This window comes from Kineosporia corallincola (assembly GCF_018499875.1).
GTDB classification, from domain to species: Bacteria; Actinomycetota; Actinomycetes; order Actinomycetales; family Kineosporiaceae; genus Kineosporia; species Kineosporia corallincola.
Genome location: NZ_JAHBAY010000019.1, coordinates 64,598 through 82,553 on the forward strand (window position 1 = coordinate 64,598; position 17,956 = coordinate 82,553).

20 protein-coding genes are annotated in these 17,956 nt (G+C 72.0%); 13 read left to right on the forward strand and 7 right to left on the reverse strand.

What is annotated here, in order from left to right; all coding sequences use genetic code 11:
- Positions 1 to 35: 35 nt before the first annotated feature.
- A complete protein-coding gene (locus KIH74_RS32395; protein WP_214160232.1) occupies positions 36 to 962 on the reverse strand; it encodes a DMT family transporter in 927 nt (308 codons plus the stop codon).
- Between the two features lie 210 nt (positions 963 to 1,172).
- Here KIH74_RS32395 and KIH74_RS32400 point away from each other — a divergent pair, with 210 nt between their 5' ends.
- From KIH74_RS32400 to KIH74_RS32415, 4 genes are all read left to right on the forward strand, one after another.
- Positions 1,173 to 1,658: an NUDIX domain-containing protein gene (locus tag KIH74_RS32400; RefSeq protein ID WP_214160233.1), complete on the forward strand. Its 486-nt coding sequence runs from the start codon at positions 1,173 to 1,175 to the stop codon at positions 1,656 to 1,658.
- A 22-nt stretch (positions 1,659 to 1,680) separates the two neighbouring features.
- Positions 1,681 to 2,241 carry a hypothetical protein gene (locus KIH74_RS32405; protein WP_214160234.1) on the forward strand — a complete coding sequence of 187 codons (561 nt, stop codon included), beginning with the start codon at positions 1,681 to 1,683 and terminating at the stop codon, positions 2,239 to 2,241.
- Positions 2,242 to 2,398: 157 nt separating this feature from the next.
- Complete coding sequence (locus KIH74_RS32410) at positions 2,399 to 3,208, forward strand: SAM-dependent methyltransferase (protein WP_214160235.1); 810 nt, start codon at positions 2,399 to 2,401, stop codon at positions 3,206 to 3,208.
- Positions 3,209 to 3,230: 22 nt separating this feature from the next.
- A complete protein-coding gene (locus KIH74_RS32415) occupies positions 3,231 to 5,366 on the forward strand; it encodes a putative bifunctional diguanylate cyclase/phosphodiesterase (RefSeq protein ID WP_214160236.1) in 2,136 nt (711 codons plus the stop codon).
- 3 nt (positions 5,367 to 5,369) lie between these two features.
- On the opposite strand, the gene KIH74_RS32420 is transcribed toward KIH74_RS32415, so the two are convergent.
- Positions 5,370 to 5,843, reverse strand: a complete 474-nt coding sequence (locus KIH74_RS32420) for a hypothetical protein (protein WP_214160237.1) — start codon at positions 5,841 to 5,843, stop codon at positions 5,370 to 5,372.
- Positions 5,844 to 6,081: 238 nt separating this feature from the next.
- On the opposite strand from KIH74_RS32420, the gene KIH74_RS32425 reads away from it, so the two are divergent.
- The 4 genes from KIH74_RS32425 (at position 6,082) to KIH74_RS32440 (ending at position 8,347) form a co-directional block, all read left to right on the forward strand.
- The gene (locus KIH74_RS32425) at positions 6,082 to 6,285 is read left to right on the forward strand and encodes a helix-turn-helix domain-containing protein (RefSeq protein ID WP_214160238.1); all 204 of its coding nucleotides are present in this window, start codon (positions 6,082 to 6,084) and stop codon (positions 6,283 to 6,285) included.
- 5 nt (positions 6,286 to 6,290) lie between these two features.
- A complete protein-coding gene (locus tag KIH74_RS32430; protein WP_214160239.1) occupies positions 6,291 to 6,752 on the forward strand; it encodes a Clp protease N-terminal domain-containing protein in 462 nt (153 codons plus the stop codon).
- A gap of 70 nt (positions 6,753 to 6,822) precedes the next feature.
- Positions 6,823 to 7,251, forward strand: a complete 429-nt coding sequence (locus KIH74_RS32435; protein WP_214160240.1) for a nuclear transport factor 2 family protein — start codon at positions 6,823 to 6,825, stop codon at positions 7,249 to 7,251.
- A 40-nt stretch (positions 7,252 to 7,291) separates the two neighbouring features.
- Positions 7,292 to 8,347, forward strand: a complete 1,056-nt coding sequence (locus KIH74_RS32440; RefSeq protein ID WP_246573619.1) for a M20 family metallopeptidase — start codon at positions 7,292 to 7,294, stop codon at positions 8,345 to 8,347.
- Here KIH74_RS32440 and KIH74_RS32445 read toward each other — a convergent pair.
- From KIH74_RS32445 to KIH74_RS32465, 5 genes are all read right to left on the reverse strand, one after another.
- On the reverse strand, positions 8,336 to 8,767 hold the full coding sequence (locus KIH74_RS32445) for a hypothetical protein (RefSeq protein ID WP_214160242.1): 432 nt from the start codon (positions 8,765 to 8,767) through the stop codon (positions 8,336 to 8,338). The two genes, KIH74_RS32440 and KIH74_RS32445, sit on opposite strands and share 12 nt — an antisense overlap.
- A 23-nt stretch (positions 8,768 to 8,790) precedes the next feature.
- On the reverse strand, positions 8,791 to 9,582 hold the full coding sequence (locus KIH74_RS32450) for a creatininase family protein (RefSeq protein WP_214160243.1): 792 nt from the start codon (positions 9,580 to 9,582) through the stop codon (positions 8,791 to 8,793).
- An 18-nt stretch (positions 9,583 to 9,600) separates the two neighbouring features.
- The gene (locus KIH74_RS32455; protein ID WP_214160244.1) at positions 9,601 to 10,479 is read right to left on the reverse strand and encodes an ABC transporter permease; all 879 of its coding nucleotides are present in this window, start codon (positions 10,477 to 10,479) and stop codon (positions 9,601 to 9,603) included.
- Entirely contained in the window at positions 10,476 to 11,273 is a 798-nt protein-coding gene (locus tag KIH74_RS32460) for an ABC transporter ATP-binding protein (protein WP_214160245.1), read from the reverse strand. The genes KIH74_RS32455 and KIH74_RS32460 overlap by 4 nt, the downstream gene beginning before the upstream one ends.
- Positions 11,274 to 11,353: 80 nt before the next feature.
- On the reverse strand, positions 11,354 to 12,400 hold the full coding sequence (locus tag KIH74_RS32465; RefSeq protein ID WP_214160246.1) for an ABC transporter substrate-binding protein: 1,047 nt from the start codon (positions 12,398 to 12,400) through the stop codon (positions 11,354 to 11,356).
- Between the two features lie 642 nt (positions 12,401 to 13,042).
- Here KIH74_RS32465 and KIH74_RS32470 point away from each other — a divergent pair.
- The 5 genes from KIH74_RS32470 to KIH74_RS32490 are packed head-to-tail and all read left to right on the forward strand — an operon-like array spanning position 13,043 to position 17,877.
- Positions 13,043 to 13,831 carry a FadR/GntR family transcriptional regulator gene (locus KIH74_RS32470; protein ID WP_214160247.1) on the forward strand — a complete coding sequence of 263 codons (789 nt, stop codon included), beginning with the start codon at positions 13,043 to 13,045 and terminating at the stop codon, positions 13,829 to 13,831.
- Positions 13,831 to 14,964: an acetamidase/formamidase family protein gene (locus KIH74_RS32475; protein ID WP_214160248.1), complete on the forward strand. Its 1,134-nt coding sequence runs from the start codon at positions 13,831 to 13,833 to the stop codon at positions 14,962 to 14,964. Before KIH74_RS32470 ends, KIH74_RS32475 begins: the two co-directional genes overlap by 1 nt.
- Positions 14,961 to 16,580, forward strand: coding sequence for an AtzH-like domain-containing protein (locus KIH74_RS32480; protein WP_214160249.1), 1,620 nt, complete (start codon positions 14,961 to 14,963; stop codon positions 16,578 to 16,580). The genes KIH74_RS32475 and KIH74_RS32480 overlap by 4 nt, the downstream gene beginning before the upstream one ends.
- Entirely contained in the window at positions 16,577 to 17,434 is an 858-nt protein-coding gene (locus tag KIH74_RS32485) for a cysteine hydrolase family protein (RefSeq protein WP_214160250.1), read from the forward strand. Before KIH74_RS32480 ends, KIH74_RS32485 begins: the two co-directional genes overlap by 4 nt.
- Entirely contained in the window at positions 17,431 to 17,877 is a 447-nt protein-coding gene (locus KIH74_RS32490; RefSeq protein ID WP_214160251.1) for a cupin domain-containing protein, read from the forward strand. The genes KIH74_RS32485 and KIH74_RS32490 overlap by 4 nt, the downstream gene beginning before the upstream one ends.
- Positions 17,878 to 17,956 lie beyond the last annotated feature (79 nt).

Genomic DNA, 17,956 nt, shown 5'->3' on the forward strand with positions numbered 1-17,956 from the left:
CCTCGTCTGATCCGCGGTCGGACCCGGTCACCTGTTCACCTGTTCACCGTGCCACCGCCGGCGCGCGCCCGGTCACTGCCGCGCGCGCCGGTGGTGACCCTCGTGCGGCTGCGCTCGCGCGCCGGTTTCAGGCTGCTCACCAGCAGCCCGGCCAGCACCAGGGCCGCGCCGGCGTAGGAGGCCACCGCGAACCGCTCCCCCGCCAGCGCACCGAACACCCCGGCCCACAACGGTTCCCCGGCCAGGATGATCGTGGCCCGCACCACCGGTACCGAGCGCTGGGCCCAGGTGATGGCCAGCCAGACCAGGGCGGTGCTGAGCCCCAGCACCCCGGCCGGCATCAGCACCCCGGCCGAGAACTCCGGCACGTGCTCACCGGCGAGCGGAGCGCACACGGCGGCGCCCGCGGCGCAGACCGCCAGTTGCACGGCCGTCATCCGCAGCGGGTCGGCGCCGGGCGCGTACGCCCCGATCACCAGGATCTGACCGGCCGTGGCCACGGCGCAGGCGATGGTGAGGGTCTCTCCGGTGCCCGGCGTCAGGGCACCGGACACACCCGCCCCACCGCCGGACAGCAGCAGCCCGCCGGCGAAGGCCAGGACGATGCCGGCCCAGGCCCGGGCGTCCGGGGCCCGGCGGGTGAACAGCCAGGTCAGCAGCGGCACCAGCGGCACGTACAGCGCGGTCAGGAACGCCGACGTGGAGCTCGGGATGCGGGCCAGGCCGAGCGTCTGCAAGCCGTAGCCGGCGAAGAGGGTGGCGCCGATCAGCACGCCCCCCTTCACCTCGTGCCGGGTCAGGCCGCGCAGTCGCGGCCCGCACAGCACCAGCATCACCAGGGTGGACACGCCGAACCGCAGCGCGACGAAGGTGAACGGGTCTACCTGCTCCAGCCCGTGTTTCGCGAGAAGAAAGCTGCCGCCCCAGACGATCGTGACGGCCACGAGGACAAGTTCCGGCACGCCCCGACCGTAACCCGCATCCGGGTTACCCCACATTCACTTACGGTGCATACCGGAAATACCTCCCGTAGGCGCGAACCTGGCGCAGGGACGCCGGAGGGGCACAGGCCGCCGGCGCCCGCCCGGAACCTCAGCCGTTCCAGGGGTCTTCGGCGAACCGGACCCCTCAGAACCGAGGACGACGACAGCGGCTCGTCTACGCTCCCCCGCATGATCTCCTCCGGCCAGCGGTGCGCCCTCGACGTCCTCCTGATCCTGACCCGCGGCGAGCAGGTGCTGTTCGGCCTACGCCAGGGCACCGGCTTCGCCGACGGCCTGTGGAACCTGCCCAGCGGCAAGGCCGAGTTCGCGGAACCCGCCGTGCTGGCCGTGATTCGCGAGGCGCACGAGGAGATCGGGCTGACGCTGAGCGAGGACGACCTGGTTCCGTCGTCCACCATTCATGTCCGCCACACCGACGCCGACACCCGCATCGGCATCGTCTTCCACGCCGAGCTCGACCCGGCCCGCCACGGCGAGCCCTACAACGCCGAACCGGGCAAGTGCGCCCGGCTCGGCTGGTTCCCCCTCACCGCCGCACCCGCACCGGCACTCGTCTACAGCACCGAGGCGCTGCGCCTGCACCGGGCCGGCCTGCACTTCGGCACCCTCGGCTGGGGCACCACCGATTCCGCCGTCGATGTCGTGACCGGGTGATCGCGCCGCTACGCTGGGCTGAATGACCGGCCCGAACCTGGTGTGGATCGACCAGCAGTACGACCGTGAGCACGGCGAGCGCTACGCCGCCCACGTGCGCTCGCTGGAGGCGGCCTTCGCCGAGCACTGGGGCGACATCTCGCCCGTCGGATTCGCCTGCACCGCCTGGCGTCTGGCCACCGTGCCGCACCTCGACCCGGGCTACGTGCGGCTGCACCGCCGGGCCCTGTCCGCCGAGTGCGAGCGCAACACCTGGGACGGGTCGCTGACCGCCCGGGTCCGGCTGGTCTCGCCGCCGCCCGAACCCCTGGCCAAGACCCAGGTCTGGGGGCAGGACCGGGGCTGGCGGGGCTGGCCGGTGGTGCTCGGGCAGTACCTCCGGCCGTCCGCCGAGGAGGTCAGCCGCTTTCCGCACCTGCGCCCCGAGCTGCTGATCGACGCCCCGCTGCCGCTGACCGGCCTGCCCCCGGCACCCGAGCGCCCGGGCCCGGAGCTGGCCGACCTGGCCGTGCGGGCCGTGAGCGTGCTGGCCCGCGAGCTCAACGACCTGCTGCGCCCGGTCCTGGCCGCCCTCGACACCTGAAGCACGCTCGACACCCGGGCCTTGCTGCCCGATTCGCGGGCAAGGTCTCGTTGACGGTCATCTGGTACCGTCCGGTACGGAATGCGCTTCGGTTGCGTCCGACGACCGTGCGCGCCCGAACCCGGTCGCGGACGCCAGAGCTGATGGGTGGTTCGGCTTGACGATTCCGCAGTGGGTCGGCGACGACATCGACCTGACCCGCCCCAGTGTGTCCCGGGTCTACGACTACTATCTCGGCGGCTTCCACAACTTCGCCTCCGACCGGGAGATGGCCGAGAAGGCGATCGCCGACTGGCCCGACCTGCCGCTGATCATGCGCTCCAACCGGGCCTTCCTGCGCCGGGGTGTGAAGCTGCTGATCGAGCAGGGGGTGCGGCAGTTCCTCGACATCGGCTCCGGCATCCCGACCGTGGGCAACGTGCACGAGGTGGCGCAGGACCTCGACCCGGCCTCCCGCATCGTCTACGTCGACACCGACCCGGTCGCGGTCGCGCACAGCCGCTCGCTGCTGGCCGGCAACGCGAACGCCGAGGTGCTGGCGGGCGACTTCACCCAGCCGGCGAAACTGCTGGCCGAGGTGGAGGAACTGGGTCTGCTCGACCTGGACCGGCCGGTGGCCGTGCTGCTGAACGCGCTGCTGCACTTCGTGCCCGACCCGCTCGACCCGGCCGGTCTGATCGGCACCTTCCGCGACTGGAGCCCGGCGGGCAGCTACCTGCTGATCAGCCACGCCACCCACGAGCTGCACCCGCCGGAACTCACCCGCGCGCACCGCGACCTGTACAAGAACAACACCGCCAGCCCGATGACGATGCGCAGCCGCGAGCAGGTGGCCGGGTTCTTCGCCGGCTACGAGCTGCTGGAGCCCGGCATCGAGCTGAGCGAGCACTGGCACCCGGACGGGACGGGGTCGCCGGACCAGGCGGAGCGGTTCCCGATCTGGGCCGGAGTCGGCCGCAAGCCATGAGCCGCCGGACGATGGCGCAGTGATGACCCAGAAGCGACTGATCGCCGACTGGGAGCAGGCGCTGCGCGAGTCCGGTGACCCCCTGGCGAGCGAGCACGACTTCGCGCACCTGGCCGAGCGTCTCAGCTCGGTCACGCTGGCCGGGCTGACCCCCACGGCGGACGCCGACAAGGCCGGGCGGCGCCTCGGCCGGTTGCTGGTGGACGCCCACCTGACCGCGCCGAACGCGATCGGCCAGGCGATGACGGTGCTGGCCCGGTACGCGCCGGACGTCGGCGATCTGCACCGTGAGCAGCAGCTCGTGCGCATGCAGGGCGGGCTGGCCGCCGGGCACGCCGCGGCCGTGCAGCGGCTGCTGCTGGCCCAGCAGGAGGCCATCCACCAGGCCTCCACCGCCGCGCGTGACGACGTGGCCCGCGCGCTGAGCGAGTCCGAGGCGCGCTGGCGCACGCTGGTCGACCAGGCGCCGGTGGGCATCGCGATCGGCGACATCGAGGGCAACGTGCTGGAGGCGAACTCCTCGCTCCAGCGGATGTTCGGCTACTCGCTGGAGGAGATGCGCGGCATCCGGGTGCAGGAGTTCACCCACCCCGACGACACCGAGGACATCTGGGAGCAGTACGCCGACCTGGTGGCCGGGCGCCTGGAGGAGTTCCGCACCGAGAAGCGGTACGTGCGCAAGGACGGCGAGGTGGTGTGGACCAACCTCAGCGTCACCCTGATCCGCGACCCGGACGGCGAGCCGGCCTTCCAGGTGGCCGTGATGGAGGACATCACCGACCGGCGCCTGCTCCAGGAGAAACTGCGGCACGAGGCCACGCACGACCCGCTGACCGGGCTGCCGAACCGGGTGCTGTTCCTCCAGCGGCTCGACCGCGCGGTGGCCGACCCGGGCCCGGACGAGCGGATCGCCGTGCTGTTCATCGACCTGGACGGGTTCAAGTTCGTCAACGACTCGCGCGGGCACATCGTGGGCGACCGGGTGCTGATGGCGGTGGCCGAGCGGCTGACCGAGGGCGCCCGGCCCTCCGGGGCGCTGGTGGCCCGCCTGGCCGGCGACGAGTTCGTGGCGCTGCTGTCGAGCGGCCTGTCCGAGGCCACGCCGATGCGGGTGGCCGAGGACCTGCTGGCGGCGCTGAAGCAGCCGCTGAAGGTGACCGGCCAGCTGCCGGTACAGGTCGGGGCGAGCATCGGCGTGGTGGAACTGGCTGCGGCGGGCGCCAACTCGGCCGAGATCATGCAGGCCGCCGACCTGGCCCTGCACGCGGCCAAGGAGGCCGGCAAGGGCCGGGTGGTGGAGCACGACCCGCAGCGCCGGGCCGGGCAGCTGACCAGATTCCAGGTGGCGATGCAGCTTCCGGGCCTGGTGGAGCGCGGTGAACTGGCCCTGGTGTACCAGCCGCTGGTGCGCCTGGACGACGGTGAGGTGCACAGCGTGGAGGCGCTGCTGCGCTGGAACCACCCGCACATGGGCTCGCTGTCGCCGGACATGTTCATCCGGATCGCCGAGGAGAACGCCGCGATCCTGCCGATCGGCCGGTGGGTGCTGGACCGGGCCTGCGCCGACCTGGCGGCCAGCGCCTGGCCCGCGGTGAACATCAATGTCAGCGTGCGGCAGCTGTACTCGCCTCAATTTGTGGACGACGTCAGGCGCGCTCTGGACCTGGCCGAGCTCGATCCGTCGATGCTGCGGGTGGAGATCACCGAGAGCGTCGTGATGAACCTGGACGACCCGGAGCCGGTGGCCGTGCTGGACACCCTGACCGGGCTCGGCGCACGCCTGGTGATGGACGACTTCGGCACCGGGTACAGCAATCTCGCGGCGCTGCGCCGGCTTCCCTGGGACGAGCTGAAGCTGGCCGGGGCGTTCCTGGAGAGCACCCGGGGCGGGCGGCCGTGGAACCCCACCGACCAGCGGATCCTCAGCACCCTGGTGGACCTGGCGCACAGCATCGACCTGCTGGTGACGGCCGAGGGCGTGGAGACCGCCGAACAGGACGAGCAGGTGCGGGCGATCGGCTGCGACGTGGGCCAGGGCTGGTACTACGCCCGGGCGGAGGCCTTCACGCCGTCCACCCCCGCCCGCCCGGGACCCGGCGCCCGCCGGCGGACCTCGCCGGACACCGCGCCGATCCCGAAGATCCAGTCACCACGGTAGTTCTCACATCCGGCTGACCCCGACGTAGAACACTCCCAGGGCCACGACCAGCAGGCCGCAGAACGCCGTCGACATGATCATCAGGGCCGGGCGGGTGCGCACCCACAGCCGCAGCAGCAGGTAGGTGCTCACAGTGACGACGTAGGCCATCGGCGCCAGGTACGACACGAACACGGCGGCACAGGTGACCACGACCGAGGCGACGAGGGCGGCCCGGCCGGCGCGGCGCCCGCCCAGGTCACCCGACAGCGCCAGGTAGGTACCGCCCCCGACGAGCGCGGCCACCAGGCCGAGCACGCCCCAGTGCGCGAGGCGGGCCAGGCCGACGGCGGCGAAGAACCCGGCCGCGACGCCCACGAACGACGCGGCGCCGATCAGCACCGGCCGGGCCGTGCCCCGGCGCAGAGCCAGCAGCAGGGCCATGATCCCGGCGTAGCCGGCCGTGCCGAGGATCAGCACGATCAGGGCGATGTCCACGTGATCTCTCCTTGAGAAGTGCTTGCGGGACGCTGTTCCGGGACGCCCGGAGGGACGCCGGCGTGCGGGTCGCGGGCCCGCGCCGCCACCGACGGCGCCAGCCTGTCAGCGTCCGGCCGGCGGCACGTCCGGCCAAAGTCGCATCCCACGCGTCGCGCGCACGGTCATCCGAAAGTCGCACCGTCGGGACCGTCAGTCTGGGTTGACGAATCCCGCATGTCAGCCCAGACTGACAGACATGGAAACGGGAGAGCTGTCCGAGCGGCTGAGATCGCACGATCCGTCCGTGGGCCTGCGGGCCGTCGGCGCGCTGCACCGGCTGGCCGAGCAGGTCGAGGCCGCCGCCGTGGCCCGGGCCCGCGAGCAGGGCTGGTCGTGGGAGCAGATCGGTGACGCGCTCGGCGTCTCCCGGCAGTCGGTTCACACCAAACACGGGAAGTGACACTGATGTTCGAACGATTAGCCGACGAGGCCCGCGACACCGTGGTCTCCGCCCTGACCGAGGCCGGCCTGCGGGGAGACCGCAGGATCGGCACCGAGCACCTGCTGCTGGGCGTGCTGCACGCCCCCGGCCCGGCCGCGGCCCTGGCCACCGACGTGCAGGCGGCCCGTCACGCCCTCGACGACCTGGACCGCGCCGCGCTCGGCGTGGTCGGCATCGACGTCGAGGGCATCGAGCGCCTGCCCTCCCCGGCCTCGCGCAAGCGGGCGCCGTTCACCTCGGGCGCGCGGGCGGTGTTCCCGCGCGCCCTGAGCCAGACCCGCAGGTCCGGCAGCCGCCGCATCACCCCGGAACACGTGGCGCTGGCCCTGCTCGAGTGCGCCCGCCCCGACCCGGCGGGTGAGCTGCTCGACCAGCTGGGCGTTGACCGGCAGGCCGCCCGCACCCGACTCCAGCGGCGTCCCTGAACCAGGCCCTGTGACCTACGCCCGCCCCGGGTGCCTGGTGCGTGCGGTCGGGCCGTCGCAGGATGCGACCATGGACCGCACTCATCGCACTGATCGTTCAGAGTGGATCGAGCAGTACGCCGACGCCTGGCGCGAGAAGGACCCCGAGGCCCTGCGCACGCTGTTCGCCCACGACGCCGTGTACCACTCCTCCCCCACCGCCCGCCCGCTCCGCGGGCACGAGGAGATCACCACCTACTGGAAACAGGCCACCCACACCCAGTCCGAGCTGGACCTGGTGCTCGGTGTGCCGCTCAGCCAGGGCAACCGCACCGTCGTCGAGTGGTGGGCCACCCTGCGCGACCCGCAGCGGCGGCCGGGAACCGATGACGACCGGGTCACCCTTCCGGGCTGTCTCGTGCTGCGTTTCGACGACGCGGGCCGGTGCGACGAGCTCTGGGAGTACGTCACCCCGGTGTCCGGCGAGAAGATCGACGCCCCGCCCGGGTGGGGCGTCTGAGCCCTACCATCGTCGGGTGAGCACACCCTCCCTCGACGACATGCTCGACGACCTGCGCACACTGGTCGAGATCGAGTCCCCCTCCGGCGACCTGGCCGCGCTGGGGGCCTCCGCCGGGGCGGTGGCCTCGATCCTCGAGCGGCGCCTCGGCGGCCGGGCGGTGCTGGTCGACAGCCCGGCCGGCCCGCACGTGCGCTGGTCGGGCGGGGGCCCACCGCGGGTGCTGGTGCTGGGCCATCACGACACGGTGTTCCCGGTCGGCACGCTGGCCCGCCGCCCGTTCACCGTGCAGAACGGAAAAGCCTACGGGCCCGGGGTGTTCGACATGCTCGGCGGGCTGGTCCAGGCCGTGCACGGGCTGGCCCTGCTCGACGACCGCTCCGGCGTGGAGATCCTGGTGGGCTGCGACGAGGAGGTGGGATCGGGCGCCTCCCGGGCGCTGATCGAAGACCTGGCCCGGCAGTGCCGCGCCGCCCTGGTGTTCGAGGGCGCGGGTGAGGGCGGCGCCCTGAAGACCGGCCGCAAGGGCTGCGGCACGTTCGAGGTCGTCGTCACCGGCCGCGCCGCCCACGCCGGGCTGGAACCGGAGGCCGGCGTCAACGCCCTGGTCGAGGCCGCCCACCAGGTGCTCGCCATCGCCGCCCTCAACCGCCCGCAGGCCGGAACCACCGTCACCCCGACCGTGGCCACCGCGGGCACGGCCAGCAACGTCGTGCCCGCCGCGGCCACCGTCACCGTGGACGTGCGGGTCGAGACCCAGGCCGAGACCGAGCGCGTGGAAAAGGCTTTCGCCACCCTGGCACCGGCCGGCACGGCCAGACTGGAGGTGCGCGGCGGCATCGGCCGCCCGCCCATGCCGGAGTCCGCCGCGCTGGAACTGCTCGCCCTGGCCCAGCGGTTCGACCCCACGCTGACCGGCGTGCGGGTCGGCGGCGGCAGCGACGGCAACCTGACCGCCGCCGTCGGCACCCCCACCCTCGACGGCCTCGGAGCCGTCGGTGGCGGCGCTCACGCCGACCACGAGTACCTGCTCACCGCCGCCATGCCCGAGCGCGCCCGGCTGACCGCGCACCTGGTGAAGAACCTACTGCGGTAGGTGTTCCCGTAGCGCGGCGAACTCCTCCGGGGTCAGGAACGAGGGGTTGGAGCCCATCGGCTGCCGCAGCACCTCGGCCCGGGCCAGGCGCGGGTCGGCGCGCAGCAGAGCCCGGGCGAGCCGCTGCCGCTCGGGCAGGATCTCCAGGTCGAGCGGCACCGACCAGCTCTCCCCGTCGCCACTGACGGCCACCCCGGTCAGCTGGCCCACGCCCCACACCCCGTACCGCACCGTGCGACTGCGGCTGCCGCTGGCCCAGAACACCACCGGCTGCCCGGCCACCATCAGCCGGGTGCGATAACTGGGGCGAACACACCAGGTGTGCACCCGCGGCTCGGCCCGGAACCGCTCCACGAGCGCTCCGGCGTCCGCGTTGCCCTTGATCAGCCAGGCTCCGAGATGTCCGGGGGTGATGCTCATCGGGCCACCGTAGCGAGTGGCGCCTACTGCGGCCTCTGGAGGGTGGGGAAGGCGAAGGCGCGGATCTCCAGGAGAGTCTCGGCCAGACAGCTGGTCTGGTGCTCGACGATGCGCCGCCCGTCCTCCAGGCTGGCCGCGGTCGCGTCACCGATCACCCCGGACACCGACAGGTCGTCGGTCACCCAGGCCGTGGGCACCGTCCCCTCCAGGGTGAGGTGGCGGCTGCCGGCGTACAGCTCGCCGACGGCCTGGCCGTCACGGACCGCCAGGTCCATCCGCACCAGCTCGGGAGCCAGCGCCCAGACGATCGAGGTCTCGATCTGCCCGCCGTGGATGCCGTAGTGCTCGTCCACCTGCACGATCCCCTCGGGCAGACCGAACCGGCCCGGCATCATCGGGAACACCTCCAGGCCGGTCTCCACCCGGATGTCGCGAGCCACGACGTCGAGCAGGCTGGGCTGCCCACCGTGACCGTTGACGAACACCAGCTTGCGGAACCCCGACGCGGCCAGCGAGCGGCCCAGGTCCAGGCACGTCGACATCAGGGTGGCCGCGGACAGCGCGATGGTTCCGGCCCGGCCCAGGTGCTCGGTGGACTTTCCGTAGGCGAGCGTCGGCAGCTGCCAGACGTTGCTGCCCTCGGGCAGCGAGCGGATGGCCAGGTCGCTGATCCGCTCGGCGGTCAGGGCGTCGGTGATCAGCGGCAGGTGGGCACCGTGCTGCTCGACCGCGCCGATCGGCTGCACGACGACGGCGTCGGTCTTGTCGATGGCCTCGACGGCGGCCGTGGACAGGTGAGCGAGAAGATGAGTCACAAGAGGTTCCTGACGGTCTTATTCTTCGGTGGGCAGAGCGGATTCGTGCCAGCGCTTGAGCAACTGCCCCTCCACGGCGGCCACGATGCCGAACAGGATCAGGGAGACGGCACTGGCCATCAGCACCGCCACGAACAGCTCGGGTGTGCGCAGCTGGGTGGCGTCCAGGGTGATCACGTAGCCGAGACCTCCCTCGCCGCCGCCGATCCCGGCGACGAACTCACCGACGATCGCACCGATGACGCTGGCACCACTGGCGATCCGCAGCCCGGTGAGGATCTGCGGAAGGGCCGCGGGCACCCGCAGCGAGAACATCTGGACCCGCTCGGGAGCACCGGCCATCCGGTACAGCTGCACCAGGTTCCGGTCGGTGGACTTCAGCCCCTGCAACGTGTTCGCGGCGATCGGGAAGACCGCGATCATCGCGGCGACCAGCGCGTTGGTGGTGATGCCGGCGCCGAACCAGACCACGAAAAGCGGTGCGACGGCCACGATCGGGACGGTCTGGAGCAGCACCAGGTAGGGGTAGAGGCCACGCTCGGCGATGTTCCAGCGGGCCATGAACAGCGCCGCGGCGAAACCGCTGACCATGGCGAGCACGAACCCGAGCGCCGCCTCCTGCATCGTCACCTTCGCGGCCGCGGCGATCGAGCCGGCCTCGGTGGTCAGGGCCGACCAGACGTCCGCGGGCCCCGGCAGCAGGTAGGTCGGGATGTCGAACAGCACGATGACGAGCTGCCAGATCACGACGCCGAGCACGGCGGCACCGATCGGCGGCAGCACGTACCGGCGCCAGGTGGCGGCACGGGACCGGCCGGGGCCGCGCGCCGGCCGGGGAGCGGGGGCGGCCTCGTTCACGACGGCGGCCTCCGTGGGCGGGTGGGTGAGCTCGGTCATGCTTCGTCTCCTGCGAGCAGTGACGACACCAGTTCGGCGGTCGCCGCGAGGGCTTGCTTGTCGCGAGGCGCGTCGTCCTGCGTGGGCGGGCTCGGCGAGTCGATGATCCGGGCGATGCGGCCCGGTTTCGCCGCCATGACGACGATGCGGTGCCCCAGGTTCACCGCCTCGCTGATCGAGTGGGTGATGAACATGGCGCCGAAACCGCTGGCGCGCCACAGGCGCAGCAGTTCCTTCTGCATGTTCTCGCGGGTGAACTCGTCCAGCGCGGCGAACGGCTCGTCCATCATCATCAGCTCGGGCGCGCTGGTGATCGCGCGGGCCAGGGAGACCCGCATCTTCATACCGCCGGAAAGCTGCCGGGGCAGCGACTTCTCGAACGCCCCGAGCCCCACCATCTCGATGGCGGCGGTGGCCGCGGCCGACCGGGTGGCCTTGTCGACACCCTTGAGCTTGGCCACGAGTTCCACGTTGCTGCGCACGTTGCGCCAGGCCAGCAGCGTCGGGTCCTGGAACACGTAGGCGAGCTGATCGGTACGGCGCACCAGCTCACCGCCGGACACCGCGCTGAGCCCGGCCGCCATCCGGATGACGGTGGTCTTGCCGCACCCGGAAGGCCCGACCAGGGAGACGATCTCACCCGCCCCGACACTCAGGTCGAACGGGGTCACGGCCTGGAACCCGTTGCTGTAGGTCTTCTGCACCTGCCGGAACTCGATCAGCGGGGCGGGCGCGGACGTGGCCTGGGTGAGCGCGGGGGTGACGGCGGGGGTGGGAGCGGGGATGGACGCCATGCGGGGCTCCGATCGTCGGGAAGAGTCCCGGAACAGGGGACGCCGTCGAGGTTTCCGGCGTCCCCTGTTCCGGTGGGCTGTCAGTAGGAGTCGGCGGGCGCGTCCGGCAGGGTGGACGGCGCGGGCACGGTCGGCAGGTACGAGTTGTCGAACAGGTCGGCCGGGTCGATCTCCTTGGTCAGCACACCGAGCTTGGTCAGCTGGTCGACCAGGGTGCTCCAGCGCTCGCTGCTCATCGCGCCGATCTGCTGCTCGCCGTCGCCGGTGGCGATGAAGTCGCGCTGCTTGTCCCAGGCGTACCAGAGGGCGTCCGAGGTCTGCTCCGGGTTGACCTTCATCAGCTGCTCGTTCGTCGAGGTGGCCACGTCCACGTCACCCATGTAGTCCGACCAGCCCTGCATCGACGCGGCGAGGAAGTCCTTGACCGCCTGAGGGTTCTTCTCCAGGTACGACTTCGAGGTGAAGATGACGTCGTTGTAGGGGTTGTAGCCGGCCGAGGCGTAGCTGAAGAACTTCGTCTCCACGCCGGCCTTGAGCGCCTGGTACTGCTCGTTGGTCGGCCAGCCCTGCTGCACCAGACTCTTGTCGTCGAGGAAGTTCGCGATCGAGCCCTGGTAGGCCTGGGTCTTGAAGGTCAGGCCCTTCTCCTTCTGCATGTACTCCGCGCCGGTGTTGCCGGTCTGGACCATCCAGGTGTGGTTCTCCATGTCGTCGAAGGAGTCCATGCCGCTGTCGGAGTGCACCAGCACGCCGACCGGGTTGTCCTGGTAGATCGCGGCGACCGTGACGATCGGGATGCCCTGCTCCTGGGCCAGGGCGACGCTGGCCGCGTCGCCGATGCCCATCTCGGCCTTGCCGGAGGCCACGATCGTGGTGCCGGCGACGTTCGGCCCGCCCTGCTGGATGGTGACGTCGACGTTGTGATCCGCGTACAGGCCCTCATCCTGGGCGGCGTAGTAGCCGCCGCTCTCGGAGTTGGCGTACCAGCCGAGCACGACCTTGATGTCGGTGGTGCCGCCGGCCTCGGCGGAGGAGCTGCCGGAACCGCCGCACGCGGCCAGGGCCAGGGCGGGGACCAGGGCGATGCCGGCGAGCACGCTGCGCCGACCGCGGGAAAACAGGGACATGGAGGCTCCAGATGTCAGCTCAGGGCGACCGGGAACGGGCAGGTTGCCGGTCACGGAACAGCGCCGGAAAAAGCGTTGTGGAATGGCGGGAGAAATCACCGGAGGATTTCCCGGCGAATTGCTGAACTTCTCGCCGGCCGGTCGGTCGGTGAATTCTTTCGGTGACGCGGCGGCGGCAGTCGCGGACGGGCCGTCATGGGCCGCCGGTGGGGGCGGGGGCAGGGGCGGGAACGGATGGCGTGAGCTCGGACGATCAGCCCACCGCCCTCCGGCGACGACACCGTCGCAGGTCAGAGGCCCTCTGGGGAGGAGCGCCCCTCAAGGTTCGGGGTTGGTCCGACCAACCGGACCGATACGACTGTCATCCCTGGGCCGTACGCCCGTCAAGGACGCCCGCTGATCCTTTACCCTCGCGAAACACAGCCGGGGAGATGGCTCGGAATATCTCGGCCGATTGCCGGAAGTGCCCGTTTCGGAAGGGTTTTCGGAGGCCGTTGTTTCCGGCTGATTTCCGCCCTGAAAAGGTCGGGGTATGACCGCCGCCGCCCTTGTTGCTTTCCACGTCCGTCATCTACGGTCGGATTGGTCAGGCCAAGTTTCGGCCTGGCGGGCCGATATCGCTGACGCAGGAAAGGACGCCGCGTGAACACTTCCCCGGACGCCCAGGACGAGCGGGACGGTCGCCGCCTCGTCTCCGCGACCGTTCTCGGGCTCCCGGCCTCCGGGCCCGACCTGCTGCGCGGCACCGTGGGCTCGGAGATCTCCGCGCACCTCGAGAAGCTCATCGCCGTGGGCGATCTGCGGCCCGGCGACCGGCTGCCCTCGGAGCGCACGCTGGCGGCCACCTGGAACGTCTCGCGGGCCTCGCTGCGCGAGGCGATGCACGAGCTGGAGGCCAAGCATCTGCTGGAGCGCCGCCCAGGCCGGGGCACCACCGTGCTGCCGGCCCCGGAACGGGTGCAGACGCTCTACTCCCAGCTGTCCGACGCCGAGCACCAGCTGCGGGACGTGGCCGAACTGCGCGAGACGATCGAGCCCCGGCTGGCCGAGCTGGCCGCCGTCCGGGCCACCCGCTCCAACCTGATCGAGCTGGAGAACGTCCTCCGGCAGTCCACGGCCGAGGCCGACCCCGAGGAGTCGCTGCGCCTGGACCTGGAGTTCCACATGCTCCTGGCCGCGGCGTCGCAGAATCCGCTGATGTCGGCCATCAACACCGTCATCGGCTCCTGGACCTCGGCCACCCGGACCCTGTCCCACTCCACCCGCTACGCCCGCGAGGTCTCCTACCTGGGCCACCGCGCGATCGTCGAGGCGGTGCGGGCCGGCAACGCCCCGGCCGCCCGCACCGCGATGGCGCGGCACCTGGCCGACGTCGCCGCGCTCACCCGGGACGAGTTCGACACCTCCCACGCAGAACGAGGAAATCCCTGATGGCCCTGTCCCACCTGGCGCCACCGACCTGGTCGGTACTCCAGCCCTTGTCCGGCGCCGAGGCGCTCGACGCGGGCCTGCCCTACCTGCCGGCCACCCCGGCCACCACGTCCTGGGGCCGGCTGCCCTCGGACGCCGACGCCCCGGTGATGAGCGTCGAGCCCGGCACCACGGTCGTGGTCGACACCGTCAGCCACGAAGGCATTCTCGAGGACCAGGGCGGCGACCCGGTGGCCTTCTTCGGCCGCCACGGGATCGCCGCGCACGACGTGCTGAGCGACGCGATCACGATCGCCAGCTCCGGCACCCACGACCTCACCGGTGGCCCGCACGTGGTCACCGGCCCGATCGAGGTGCGCGGCGCGCAGCCGGGCGACCTGATCGCCGTCCACATGGGCCCCCTGACCCCGCGCACCCACTACGGCATCGTCTCCAGCCGCCACCACCGCGGCCTGCTGCCCGGCACCTTCCCCGCCGAGGGACCGGTCACCAGCGTCTTCTGCCTGCTCGACGAGCCCGGCACCGACCAGGTCCGGGCCACCCTGCCGCTGCGCCCCGGTGACGCCGAGCGCCCGATCCGGTTCCCGCTCCAGCCGTTCCTGGGCACGGTGGGCGTGGCCACGCCGGGCGAGCGCCGGCACTCGGTACCGCCCGGCCCGCACGGCGGCAATCTCGACATCCGGCTGCTGGTCACCGGAACCACCCTGTACCTGCCGGTGCAGGTGCCCGGCGCCGGGGTGTACGTGGGCGACCCGCACTTCGCGCAGGGCAACGGCGAGATCGCCCTGACCGCACTGGAGGCCCCGCTGCGGGCCACCCTGACGCTCGACCTGATCCCGGCCGACCAGGCCCGGGCCCGATTCGGTTCCGTGGCCGGGCCTTTCGCCGTCACACCGGAGTTCCTGGTGCCCACGGGCCTGGACGAGGACCTGGACGTGGCCGTGGCCCGGTGCGGCGAGAACGCCGTGGCCCTGCTCGGGGCCGCGTTCGGGGTGCATCCCGAGATCGCCTACGCCTACCTGTCCGCCGCCACCGACTTCGAGATCTCCCAGGTGGTCGACCTGGTGAAGGGATCGCACGCGATGATCCGCCTGTCCGACTTCGCCGCCCTGGGAAGGGAACTCGCCCGATGAACGTGGTCGAGGTGAGTTCCGGGATCGACGGCAGGGCCGAGATCGACTGCCCGGGTGAGGTTCCGGCCGGACTGCTCGAGGCGTTCGACGCCTATGAGCGGGCCCTGCTGGGCAACGACGTGGCCGTGCTCGACGACCTGTTCGCCCCCGGCGAGCACACCGTGCGCGGCGACGGCACCCACCTGCTGATCGGGCACGAGGCGATCGCCGGTTTCCGGTCCGGGCGCAGCGTGATCCCGACCCGCCGCGTGGTGAGGATCCTCGTGCGGCCGATCGGTGACGACGCCGCGCTGCTGATGGCCGGCACCCTGGCCGCGACCGGCGGCGCGACCGGGCTCCAGAGCCAGCTGTGGCAGCGCGTGGACGGCGCCTGGAAGGTCACCGCCGCCCATGTCAGCCTGCCGGCCAAGGCCGCCCCCGCCCCCCTCGGCATCGACGGCGGCATCGACGGCAGCATCTGGCGGATCGTCGGCACACCGCTGGTGAGACCCGCGAAAGACGGTGTGCTGAGCGGCCATACGGTCGCCGTGAAAGACCTCTTCGCCGTCCGTGACCAGGCGATCGGCGCCGGGAACCCCACCTGGCTGGACGAGCAGAAACCGCAGGAGCGGCACGCCCCCGCCGTCGCGCACCTGCTCGACGCCGGCGCCGAGATCACCGGTATCGCCCGCACCGACGAGTTCGCCTACAGCCTGGCCGGGCAGAACGCCCACTACGGCACCCCGCCGAATCCCGCTGTGCCGCAGGGCATCAGCGGCGGCTCGACCAGCGGACCGGCCACCGCGGTCGCCCTCGGGCAGGTGACGATCGGCCTCGGCACCGACACCGCCGGGTCGATCCGGGTGCCCGCCTCCTACCAGGGGCTGGTCGGCCTGAGGACGACGCACGGCGCGGTCAGCGCCTCCGGGGTGCACCCGCTCGCACCGTCGTTCGACACCGTCGGCTGGCTCACCCGCGACGCGGCCACCAGCCTGCGGGTGGCGCAGGTGCTGGTGCCGGAGAACAACGGTGGACGACGGGCGGAGCGCACGATCGTCCTGCCCACCGTGGAGAATCTGGCCGCCCCCGACGTCGCGGCCGACTGCGCTGCCCGCCGGGCCGGGCTGGTCGCCGCCGGCATCCTGCCCGCCCTGGCCGAGACCGACCTGCCGGGTGAGGTGCTCGAGAGCTGGTTCACCGCCTTCCGCACCGTCCAGGCGCACGAGGCGTGGCAGGCCAACGGCGCCTGGATCGAGGCGCATCCGGGAGCCCTGGGTGCCGACGTGGCCGGGCGGTTCGAGATCGCCGCCAAGGTCACCGCCGACCAGGCCGGCGCCGCACGATCCGTGCTGGCCGAGGCCCGGGCCCAGCTGCGCGACCTGCTCGACGGCGCGATCCTGGTACTGCCCAGCAGCGCCGGCGGCGCCCCCGCCCGCGATGCCTCCCCCGGCCAGGTGGAGGCCGAGCGCGCCGGCACGCTGCGGATGACCTGTCTGGCCGGCCTGGCCGGCGCCCCGGCCCTGTCCCTGCCGCTGTTGCGCACCGCCGACGGCCGTCCCGCCGGGCTGTGCCTGGTCGGGGCGCCCGGCACCGACCACCAGCTGCTCCAGCTCGCTGTCTCCGGAGGCCTCGCGTGAGCACCGAAACCCCTGTCCCCCGGCGCGCGACCGCGCCCCTGCCGCACCGCAACACCTGGTCGTTCCCCGACAGCCCTGGCAGCCCTGGCCGCCCCGACAGCTCTGGCGGGCAGGCCGCACCTGACGGGCCGGCCGGCCGGGTGGACCTGCGCCGCACCGTCCCGCAGCCGCTTCCGGTCGACCTGCCCGCCCTGCCCACCCCGGTCACCGCCGACCTGACCCGCAGCGCCCTGGTCGTGGTGGACATGCAGAACGACTTCTGCACCCCGGGCGGCTGGCTGGACGGCATCGGGGTGGACGTCAGTGTGCTCGCCCCGGCCACGCAGGCCCTGCGGCAGCTTGTGCCGGCCGCCCGGGCCAACGGTGTGCCGGTGATCTGGGTGAACTGGGGCAACCGCCTGGACCAGGCCAACCTGCCGCCCGGTGTGGCCCACGTCTACGACCCGCAGGGCCAGGGCGTCGGCATCGGCTCCGAGATGCCCAACGGCTCAAAGGTTCTCACCCGGGACAGCTGGGGCGCGGCGCTGATCGACGGCCTGACCCGGGAGCCCGGCGACATCAGTGTGGACAAGTACCGGATGAGCGGGTTCTGGGACACGCCCCTGGACTCGATCCTGCGCAACCTGCGGGTGGACACGCTGTTCCTGGCCGGGGTCAACTCCGACCAGTGTGTGTACGCCACACTCGTGGACGCCGCCTGCCTGGGCTACGACGTGGTGCTGGTCGACGGCGCCAGCGCCACCACCAGCCCGGCCTACTGCCACGACGCCACGCTCTACAACACCCGCCAGTGCTACGGCTTCTCCGTCGAGGCCGGCGACCTGGTGACCGCTCTGGAAGGAACCGTGAAATGACCACTCCCGCACCGATCCTGCGCCACCTCGACGACGTCGTCCCGCAGCTCATCTCGCCCGCCGACACGGTCAAGCTGGCCCTGCTGGCCGGCCCCGCGGACGGCTCGCCCACGAGCGTGTTCTTCGAGGTCTGGGAGCCCGGCGGCGCCCAGCCGGTGAACGCCCACGAGGAGTCGACCGAGATCTTCGTGGTGCTCTCCGGCACCGGCCGCGCCCACAGCGACGAGCACGTGGTCGACCTCAGGGCCGGTGACTGCCTGATCCTGCACCCGGAGTCGAACCACCGGATCTTCAACACCTCCGAGACCGACCGGCTCTACGCCGTGACCATCATGTGCAACGACGACGGCGCCATGCCCGGCGGTTTCGCCGAGCTGGTGGCCAAGGGCACGGTCACCGAGTGGAACGGCACCGACCAGGCGGTCCTGGGCGGCGAGCGCTGAGCCGGGCGGCCGGCCTGGTCACTCGCTGAGGAGCCGCATGCCTACAATCAGTGTGCTCAAGCAACAATACTGAGGTGGG